The organism is Sphaerotilus sp. (assembly GCF_041083715.1).
Lineage (GTDB): Bacteria > Pseudomonadota > Gammaproteobacteria > Burkholderiales > Burkholderiaceae_C > Sphaerotilus.
The window spans coordinates 1-8,951 of record NZ_JBFPGY010000211.1 but is presented as its reverse complement, the minus strand read 5'-3'; the positions used below and the strand labels follow the sequence as shown (position 1 = coordinate 8,951).

Annotated in this window: 8 protein-coding genes, 2 tRNA genes, 1 other RNA gene and 1 pseudogene; 11 read left to right on the top strand and 1 reads right to left on the bottom strand. The window is 65.7% G+C overall.

Going from position 1 to position 8,951, the window contains the following annotated elements:
- From AB3X43_RS09290 to AB3X43_RS09245, 10 genes and pseudogenes are all read left to right on the top strand, one after another.
- Nucleotides 1-149, top strand: a pseudogene (locus AB3X43_RS09290) (phosphoadenylyl-sulfate reductase); the annotation flags it as partial.
- Nucleotides 150-181: 32 nt separating this feature from the next.
- The gene (gene cysD, locus AB3X43_RS09285; RefSeq protein WP_369429557.1) at nucleotides 182-1,153 is read left to right on the top strand and encodes a sulfate adenylyltransferase subunit CysD; all 972 of its coding nucleotides are present in this window, start codon (nucleotides 182-184) and stop codon (nucleotides 1,151-1,153) included.
- Complete coding sequence (locus AB3X43_RS09280) at nucleotides 1,153-2,463, top strand: sulfate adenylyltransferase subunit 1 (RefSeq protein ID WP_369429556.1); 1,311 nt, start codon at nucleotides 1,153-1,155, stop codon at nucleotides 2,461-2,463. Before cysD ends, AB3X43_RS09280 begins: the two co-directional genes overlap by 1 nt.
- A gap of 11 nt (nucleotides 2,464-2,474) precedes the next feature.
- A complete protein-coding gene (gene cobA / locus AB3X43_RS09275) occupies nucleotides 2,475-3,251 on the top strand; it encodes a uroporphyrinogen-III C-methyltransferase (RefSeq protein WP_369429555.1) in 777 nt (258 codons plus the stop codon).
- 59 nt (nucleotides 3,252-3,310) lie between these two features.
- Nucleotides 3,311-3,634, top strand: a complete 324-nt coding sequence (fdxA, locus tag AB3X43_RS09270) for a ferredoxin FdxA (RefSeq protein WP_369429554.1) — start codon at nucleotides 3,311-3,313, stop codon at nucleotides 3,632-3,634.
- Nucleotides 3,635-3,653: 19 nt separating this feature from the next.
- Complete coding sequence (locus AB3X43_RS09265) at nucleotides 3,654-4,706, top strand: NAD(P)/FAD-dependent oxidoreductase (RefSeq protein WP_369429553.1); 1,053 nt, start codon at nucleotides 3,654-3,656, stop codon at nucleotides 4,704-4,706.
- A gap of 195 nt (nucleotides 4,707-4,901) precedes the next feature.
- Nucleotides 4,902-5,708 carry an ABC transporter substrate-binding protein gene (locus AB3X43_RS09260; RefSeq protein WP_369429552.1) on the top strand — a complete coding sequence of 269 codons (807 nt, stop codon included), beginning with the start codon at nucleotides 4,902-4,904 and terminating at the stop codon, nucleotides 5,706-5,708.
- A 13-nt stretch (nucleotides 5,709-5,721) separates the two neighbouring features.
- A complete protein-coding gene (locus AB3X43_RS09255) occupies nucleotides 5,722-7,866 on the top strand; it encodes a histidine kinase dimerization/phospho-acceptor domain-containing protein (protein ID WP_369429551.1) in 2,145 nt (714 codons plus the stop codon).
- Between the two features lie 72 nt (nucleotides 7,867-7,938).
- A tRNA-Asn gene (locus AB3X43_RS09250) sits at nucleotides 7,939-8,014 on the top strand.
- A 38-nt stretch (nucleotides 8,015-8,052) separates the two neighbouring features.
- A tRNA-Asn gene (locus AB3X43_RS09245) sits at nucleotides 8,053-8,128 on the top strand.
- 68 nt (nucleotides 8,129-8,196) lie between these two features.
- Here AB3X43_RS09245 and AB3X43_RS09240 read toward each other — a convergent pair.
- On the bottom strand, nucleotides 8,197-8,523 hold the full coding sequence (locus tag AB3X43_RS09240) for an H-NS histone family protein (protein ID WP_369429550.1): 327 nt from the start codon (nucleotides 8,521-8,523) through the stop codon (nucleotides 8,197-8,199).
- A gap of 98 nt (nucleotides 8,524-8,621) precedes the next feature.
- Between AB3X43_RS09240 and ffs the strand changes: the two genes are divergently transcribed.
- Nucleotides 8,622-8,720: signal recognition particle sRNA small type (ffs, locus tag AB3X43_RS09235), an RNA gene on the top strand.
- Nucleotides 8,721-8,951 lie beyond the last annotated feature (231 nt).

Genomic DNA, 8,951 nt, shown 5'->3' with positions numbered 1-8,951 from the left:
CGCTGCACGACCAGTTCATGCCCAGCATCGGCTGCGCACCCTGCACCCGTGCCATCGCGGTGGGCGAGGATTTCCGTGCCGGCCGCTGGTGGTGGGAAGACGAGAAGGCCAAGGAATGCGGCCTGCACGTCAAGCAGTCCACCCTCTGAGCGCCTGCGTCCACCCGCTGCACCTGACCCGAATGAACGCCCCGACAACCATGACCCCTCTGCTCCCCGACGTGGACCACCGCCACCTCGATGCGCTGGAAGAAGAAGCGATCTTCATCCTGCGCGAAGTCGCCGGCGCCTTCGAGCGCCCCGGCCTGCTGTTCTCCAGCGGCAAGGATTCCTGCGTGGTGCTGCACCTCGCCGAGAAAGCCTTCAAGCAGAAACTGTCGAAACCTGGCGAGCGCCCGGTGTTCGCCGGCAAGCTGCCCTTCCCGCTGGTCCATGTGGACACCGGCCACAACTTCCCCGAAGTCATCCAGTTCCGCGACGAGCGCATCGCCGAGATGGGCGAGCGGCTGATCGTCGGGCACCTCGAAGACTCGATGCAGCGCGGCACGATCCGCCTGGCACACCCGCTGGAGTCGCGCAACGGCCACCAGACGGTGACGCTGCTGGAGACGATCGAGGAGCACCGCTTCGACTGCATGATCGGCGGCGCCCGCCGCGACGAAGAGAAGGCGCGCGCCAAGGAACGCATCTTCTCGCACCGCGACAGCTTCGGCCAGTGGCAGCCCAAGGAGCAGCGGCCTGAGCTGTGGAACCTGTTCAACACCCGCATCAAGCCGGGCGAGCACTTCCGCGCCTTCCCGATCAGCAACTGGACCGAACTCGACGTGTGGCTCTACATCGCCCGCGAGAACATCCCGCTGCCGAACATCTACTACACGCACAAGCGCGAGATCTACCGCCGCAAGGGCCTGCTGGTGCCGGTGACGGACGTGACGCCGCCGGACGCGAGCGACACCATCGAGACGGTGGACGTGCGCTTCCGCACCGTGGGCGACATGACCTGCACCTGCCCGGTGGAAAGCGATGCCGCGACCACCGCCGACATCGTCGCCGAGACGCTGCAGGTCACGGTGTCCGAGCGCGGCGCGACCCGCATGGACGACCGCACCTCCGAGGCCTCGATGGAGCGCCGCAAGAAGGAAGGCTATTTCTGATGACTGACGTGAACAACGTGGAACACATCGACGCCAGCGAGGAACTGGCCCACAAGGCCCTGCGTTTCCTGACCGCCGGCAGCGTGGACGACGGCAAGAGCACGCTGATCGGCCGCCTGCTGTTCGACAGCCGCGGCATCCTGGCCGACAAGCTCGACGCGCTGGAGAAGCGTGCTGCCGGTGCGCCGATCGACTTGTCGCTGCTGACCGACGGCCTCGAAGCCGAACGCGAGCAAGGCATCACCATCGACGTGGCGTACCAGTATTTCGCCACCAAGACGCGCAAGTTCATCATCGCCGATGCCCCCGGCCACGAGCAGTACACCCGCAACATGGTGACGGCGGCCGCCGGCTCCGACGCCGCGGTCGTGCTGGTGGACATCACCAAGCTCGACACGTCGGTCGATGATGTGGTGCTGCTGCCGCAGACGCGCCGCCACAGCCTGCTGGCCCGCCTGCTGCGCGTGCCGAGCATCGTGTTCGCGATCAACAAGCTCGACGCGATCGAGGTCGGCACGCAAGCCGCCTTTGACGCCGTGTCGAAGGCGCTGACCAAGTTCGCCGAGGAAGCCGGCATCACCGTGCGCGGCATCGTGCCGGTGTCCGCGCTGCGCGGCGACAACGTGGCCACGCCGTCCGCGAACTGGGACTGGTACACCGGCCCGACGCTGCTGCAACTGCTCGAAACGCTGCCCGTCGCCGATGAAGCGCACGACGGCAACCTGCTCGTGCCGGTCCAGTACGTCGCCCGCGACGAAGGCCACGGCACCGGCCACCAGCACCGCGTCATGTGGGGCCGCATCGCCCACGGCTCGGTGCAGGCTGGCGACACCGTGCAGATCTTCCCGAGCGGCGAGACCGCCATCGTCGCGTCGGTGCGCCACGCCGGCAGCGTGGTGGACGCCTGCACCGCCGGGCAATCCGCCGGCATCGTGCTGGACCGCCAGGTCGATGTGTCGCGCGGCGACTGGGTCTTCACGCCCGGCAGTGCCCCGACGCAGCAGACCTTCAGCGGCACGCTGGCCTGGCTCGACACCGAACCTGCCGTGCTCGGCCGCAAGTACTGGGTGCGCCACGGCAACCGCTGGGTGCAGGCGCGCATCACCGCGATCGACCACCGACTGGACATCAACACGCTGGAAAAAGTCGATGCGCACGAGCTGGCGGTCAACGAGATCGGCCGCGTGCAGATCCAGACCCAGCAGGCACTCCCGGTCGAAGCCTATGCGGACAACCGTGTGGGCGGCGCGCTGATCGTCGTCGATCCGACCACCAACCGCACCAGCGGTGCGCTGCTGGTCCAGGCCTGAGGTTGCGTGTCTTGCAGCACCAGGCCCCCCTGTTCGACCACCAGCCGACCGAGCAGGTCCGCGTCGTGTTCATCGGTGCCGGACCGGGTGCCGCGGATCTGATCACGCTGCGGGGACTGCGCCGGCTGCGTGAGGCGGAAGTCGTGCTGTTCGATGCGCTGACCGATCCGGCCCTGCGCGACGAGGCGCCCTCGGCCGAGTGGGTCGATGTCGGCAAGCGCGGATTCAGCACCAGCAGCACCGGGCAGGACCGCATCAACGCCCTGCTGGTCGAGCATGCGCAGCGCTCGTCGCGCGTGGTGCGGCTCAAGGGCGGGGATCCGAGCGTGTTCGGCCGGCTCGAAGAAGAACTCGAAGCCCTGTGCGCAGCGGGCATCGGCTGCGAGGTGGTGCCAGGCATCACCTCGGCGCTGGCCGCCGCCGCCGCCACGCAGCGCCCGCTCACGCGGCGTGGCGTGGGGCGCAGCGTCGCGTTCAGCACCGCCATGACCCAGACGGGCGAGCTGCAGGCGCGCCGCAGCGCCGACACCGAGGTGTTCTACATGGCGGGCCGCCAGCTCGCCTCGCTGGCCGAGCGGCTGTGCGAGGTCGGCTGGGCCGTCGACACGCCGGTGCTGGTGGTCTCGCGCGCCGGCTGGCCGGACCAGTGCATCAGCCAGCACGTGGTTGCCACACTGGCGCAGGCCGGCGAGCGCCACGGCGGCCGCCCCACGCTGGTCACGGTCGGCGCCGGAGCCAGACCCGTGCTTGTGCAAGGTCAAGCCACCGAAGTCGGACCGACCCCTTAAAATCGATCAGTTTTGCCTCCCGCCTTGCCCTCTACCTACTACCGAGTGAAAACCGCGTCATGACCCACGTCGTCACCGAAGCCTGCATCCGCTGCAAGTACACCGATTGTGTGGACGTCTGTCCCGTCGATTGCTTCCGCGAAGGCCCCAATTTCCTGGTCATCGATCCGGACGAGTGCATCGACTGCGCGGTCTGCATCCCCGAGTGCCCGGTCAATGCCATTCTCCCGGAGGAAGATGTGCCCGCGGACCAGCTCGCGTTCATCAAGATCAATGCCGACCTGACGCCCAAGTGGCCCAGCATCACCAAGCGCAAGGCCCCGCTGCCCGACGCCGAGGAGTGGAAGGACGTCAAGGACAAGATCCAGTTCCTGCAACGCTGATCCGCTGCTGGACGTATCCGTGTCCGCGCCCGTGCCCGCCGCGCCGATCGACACCGATGCGCTGGTGATCGGCGCCGGACCGGTCGGTCTGTTCCAGGCCTTCCAGCTCGGCCTGCTCGGCCTGTCGGTGCAGGTGGTGGACGTGCTGCCGCAGGCTGGTGGCCAATGTGTCGCGCTTTACGCCGACAAGCCGATCTACGACATCCCCGGCGTGCCCGTGTGCACCGGCCGGGAACTGACCGAGCGCCTGCTGCGGCAGACAGCCCCCTTCCAGCCCGGCCTGCATTTCGGCCACGAGGTGCAGACGCTGCGCCCGCTGGACGATGGTCGGTTCGAGATTGGCACTGGCGCCGGGCCGCAGTTTCGGGCGCGCAGCGTCGTCATTGCGGCGGGTGTGGGGGCATTCACCCCCCGCCGCATCAAGGTCGCCGGCCTGGAAGCGCACGAGCAGCGGCAAGTCTTTCACCATCCGGACGATCTGACGCCCTTCGTCGGCCAACGTGTCCTCGTGGTCGGCGGCGACGAGGCCGCGCTGCAACGCGCCGCGGCGCTCGCCGAACACCCCCGATCGCCCGGGGTGACCCTGCTGCACCGACGCGACCAGTTCAGTGCCGAAGCCGAGCTGCTGGCGCGCATCGCTGCGCTGCGCACCAATGGGCGGCTGCAGGTCTGCATCGGCCAGATCACCGCCGCGCATGCCCAGAGCGATCGGCTGGAGGCCGTGACCGTACTGAACGCGCAAGGCGTTGAAGCGCAGCAGCCGCTGGACGTGCTGATCGTCTGCCAGGGACTCAGCCCGCGACTCGGCCCACTGGCCGACTGGGGACTCGCACTGGAGCGCAAGCTGTTGCCGGTCGATGTCGCCACGTTCGAGACTGCATGGCCTGGTGTGTACGCCGTCGGCGACATCAACACCTATCCCGGCAAGAAGAAGCTGATTGTCTGTGGCTTCCATGAGGCGACACTCGCCGCCCATGCCGCACGCGACCGCCTGCGGCCACAAGAACGCGGACCGCTGCTGTACACGACCAGCAGCGCGCTGCTGCAGCGGCGACTCGGGCTCACCGGCTGAGTCCAGAAAGCATACGTCGGCCTGGTCCGGCAGCATTCGTGTGCATTCCCTCACGGGCATCGGCGCGAATCGGTATTTCGTGCACCGGACACCGAGAGATCTCCCTAGGCGGCATCACACTTCCCAATGTCAATATTCGTATATCTGCGATATCGCCTCATGAACTGTGTGCTTGGCCAACCCGGAAGTGTTCAGATGAAGTCCTGCCTGCCATCGCTGACAACGGCGCTGCTCGCCAGTCTGATGGCCTGTTCCGCAGGCGCCGGTGAAGTCCTCGACCGGATCAACCACAGCGGCGAACTGCGGGTCTGCGTCTGGCCGGACTACTACGGCATCAGCTACCGCAATCCCAAGACACGGCAGTTCACCGGGCTCGACATCGACCTGTCGGCCGAATTCGCCCGGGAGCTGGGCACCAGGTTGCACCATGTCGATTCGTCATTCACCGCGCTCGTCGATGACCTGCTGAAGGACCGGTGCGACATCGCGATGTTTGCCGTCGGCGTGCTGCCACAGCGCGAAAAGGTGCTGCGCTTCAGCCTGCCCTATCTGCAGAGCGACATCTACGCCGTCGCGACCCGCAGCAGCCGCGTGGTGCGGCGCTGGGAAGACATCGACCAGCCCGGTGTGCAGGTGGCCGTGCAGGCCGGCACCTTCATGGAACCGGTGATGCGCGATGCGCTGCACCGGGCCAATCTCGTGGTGATCCGCCCACCGACCACCCGGGAACAGGAGCTGGAAGCGGGCCGGGTCGATGTCTTCATGACGGACTATCCCTACAGCCGGCGCCTGCTCGACAACGCAGAATGGGCACGTCTGATCAGCCCGCCGCAATCTTTCCATGTCCTCCCCTATGCCTATGCCATTCGCCCGGGTGATGCCGAGTGGCTGGACCGCGTCAACCGGTTCGTCACAGACATGCGCCAGGATGGCCGCCTCGAAAGCGCGGCACGCCGCTACCGCTTGTCCGAAATCGTGATCCGACCGACCACCAGGCCGTGATGACCACGCGCCCATGAGTGCCCGACATGCCTCCACGCGCCCAGCCTGGCTGAGCAGCACCCAGCTGATCTGGGCCGGAACGGGGCTGCTGCTGCTGCTCGTGCTGCTGTCCGGTACATTCGCGGTCTACCAACGCCAGGACACGCTGGCACAGGAAACCCGGCGAACCCAGATGCTGGCCAGGCTGCTGGAAGACGAAACCACACGCACGCTGGATGCGACGGCACTCGCGCTGGCCATGGTCAGCGAGCGCCTGCACGGCGGCGAACCGGCCGCCAGCAACCTGTCCGAGCGGCTGGTCGAGGCGGTGCGCGGCTTGCCGTACATGCGCAGCCTCTCCGTGCTGGACACCAGCGGCAAGGTCCTGGTGAGTTCCAACGCCGGCGCGGTCGGCGCAACTTTCGACGTGCAGTTGCTCGGGCGCCCGGTCAGCGCCGATGACGCCTGGCTGGGACCGTGGCTGCCCGGTCGCGATCTGATCGACGCCACCCGCCAGGCTGGCATGCCCCGCTCGTTGCCGGGGGTCGGGTTGATCACCTTGGTCCGCCACAGCACGACGCCCGATGGCAAGACCTACCTGGCAGTGGCCGCATTGAATCCGGACTACCTGTCCAACCATTTCCAGCAGATCCTCGGCGAGCGCACGCTGAATGCGGCGCTGCTGGACTACCAGGGGCGGCTGCTGGCCGGCACCGAAGGCGTGCAGCGACTGCCCGGTACCAGCGTGCCGAGCCATCGCGCCTTGCAGGAATTCCTGCCGGAGCAGGAATACGGCAGCTACGAAGGCATGGGGCTGGATGCGACCACGGTCGTCACCTCGTTCCGGGCCAGCCGCAAGCATCCGCTGCTGGTCGTGGTGGAGGAATCGATGGCCGAAGTAAGTGCAACCTGGCGACGAAAACTGGGTTGGCTGCTGGTCGCGGATGTCGTTGGCATGCTGATGATCGTGGCCGGAACCGTCGCGAGCTGGCGGAGTCTGCGTGCGCACGAGCGCATGGCCGCGGTGCTGGACCGCACGCGCAATCGGCTGGAGGAAAGCGAACGCCACCTGCGTGCCGTGATCGAGGCTGCGCCGGCACCGATGTTCGTGCTCGATCCGTTGGGCCGCTACGTGCTGGTGAACCAGGCCTTCGAGGACTTCCTGGGTGTGCGCCGCGATGACCTGATCGGACAGCGCGCCGACACCGACCCGACGCTGAGCCACCTCGCCTACCACCCGGTACGGGACGTGGCACTCTGGGCCGGTGCAGGTCAAAGCAGCTACATGGAGAACATCGTTCTGCGCAGCGGCGCCAAGCGGCAGGCACTGATCGCCAAGGTGGCACTGACACGCCCGGATGGCCGCCCCGGCGGTGTGATTGGCAGCATCACCGATGTGACCAGCTTCCGGGAAGCCGAACAGCGTGCAGCAGACGCAGTGACTGCTTCGGCAGCAGCCCACCGTGCCGAGTCCGAGTTCATCGGCAATCTCAGTCACGCCCTGCGCACCCCGCTGCAGTCAATCATCGGTTTCTCGGAACTGGGCGTCATGCGCAGCCGCCATGACAGTGCACAACATGAATTATTCACCCACATCCAGCATGGGGGGCAACGGATGCTGCTGGTGGTGAATGACCTGCTCGATCTGTCCCAGGTGAAAAGCGCCACCGGGACGCTGCACCGGGTCCATGTCGATACCAGCGACCTGCTCGGAGAAGTGATTCGACATGCACGCATCGAGGCCAGAACCCGCCAGATCGACATCGTCGTGAAACCCTGTGCAGACGGGATGGCCTGCGTCGATGCGCTGCGTTTCCAGCAGGCTGCGCGCATTCTGATCGAGCGTGCAGTGCGCGTTTCTCCGCCGGGCAGCCAGATCGAGGCGCGAGCCTCGCGCGACAGCGAGGGTGTGTTGCACTGGTGGATCCACGACGCCGGCCCGGGCTTGGCCGAAACCGAGTGCGAGACGATGTTCTCTGCCTTCGTCCAGTCACGCCGGGCCGCTGACGACCCCGGCGATGGCAGCGGCCTGGAGTTGGCGATCTGCAGGCAAATCCTGCGCGGACTGGATGGAGATGTGCACTGCAAGAACCATCCAAACGGCGGCAGCGTCTGTCACATGGCCCTGCCAGCCATCGATCCAGCACCAAGAGTGGCCTCTCTCGATAAAGTTGGCTGAAACTATTGCACTTGCACCAACTCTTGCCATACAATGTATGTCTTGTCAGTTGGCGACAAAACGCAAATCAATTCCCTGATAGCTCAGTTGGTAGAGCGACGGACTGTTAATCCGCAGGTCCCTGGTTCGAGTCCAGGTCGGGGAGCCAAATACAAGCGCGTTGAACGCCATTCACATCTGAACAATTCCCTGATAGCTCAGTTGGTAGAGCGACGGACTGTTAATCCGCAGGTCCCTGGTTCGAGTCCAGGTCGGGGAGCCAAAATATCCAGCAAAAGGCCTGATCTGTGGAGATTCAGGCCTTTTTTCTTGCACTGGATCCATCTGGGCTCAGGTCGTCGGGGTTGCGTCGCTGGCTTCAGCCGGAGAAATGTGTGGCACCGTGCGACGCAATTCTTCCACGGTGTAGCCTTCCTTGATCAGTGCATCACGCAGCCACTGGGGCTGCGAACCCCGCCCATCCCAGACTTCTGCCGTCACTGGATGCCGATAGCGAATTTCAGCAGGCTCCCGCGAATACGCACGAACAATCGGCCGCCCGCGCAACTCCGCCGGAGTGATGCGCCAGAAATCCATCAACTTGCGGATCTTGCGGATCGCAGCAATCTTTTCTGCGTCGTCTTTGAGGTCAACGATCTGGCGTTCAGTATTCTTCATCGATGAATGACAGCCCTGCAAGCTGTAACAGAGGTTCGATAATCGCACAGAACCGGATTCGGTACAGCATTCTGGCCAACTCGATTACAATCCGCAGTGACGGGCCTCCCTGCATGGGGGCGCGGCCAAACGGGTCAGGTCGGGAACGAAGCAGCCCTAACCGTTAGCTTCCAGTGCCAGGGTTCAGGCTCGTCACCCCCCACTTCCTCGCCCGCAATGGCCCGCGGGACTTCAGGAATGGATGGATTGCTTTGCATTTGGTCTCGCTCAATAGCCGGTCGCATACCCGCGTCAGGCTGGCGTGTGCGCCACCAGTTGCCAGAGCATCGTGACTTCCGCTGATCTGGCCACATGCAGAGCATCGTCCGAGTCGCCCGCCTTCGGGTGGCGCGGACGGATGGTCTGGATGGCCAGCACACGCAACCCGC

What these genes read in the sequence shown, in the direction of transcription:
- AB3X43_RS09280 (WP_369429556.1), top strand. Translation starts at nt 1,153, where the DNA reads ATGACTGACGTGAACAACGTGGAACACATCGACGCCAGCGAGGAACTG.
- fdxA (WP_369429554.1), top strand. Translation starts at nt 3,311, where the DNA reads ATGACCCACGTCGTCACCGAAGCCTGCATCCGCTGCAAGTACACCGAT.
- AB3X43_RS09260 (WP_369429552.1), top strand. Translation starts at nt 4,902, where the DNA reads ATGAAGTCCTGCCTGCCATCGCTGACAACGGCGCTGCTCGCCAGTCTG.
- AB3X43_RS09255 (WP_369429551.1), top strand. Translation starts at nt 5,722, where the DNA reads ATGAGTGCCCGACATGCCTCCACGCGCCCAGCCTGGCTGAGCAGCACC.
- AB3X43_RS09240 (WP_369429550.1), bottom strand. Translation starts at nt 8,523, where the DNA reads ATGAAGAATACTGAACGCCAGATCGTTGACCTCAAAGACGACGCAGAA.
- cysD (WP_369429557.1), top strand. Translation starts at nt 182, where the DNA reads ATGAACGCCCCGACAACCATGACCCCTCTGCTCCCCGACGTGGACCAC.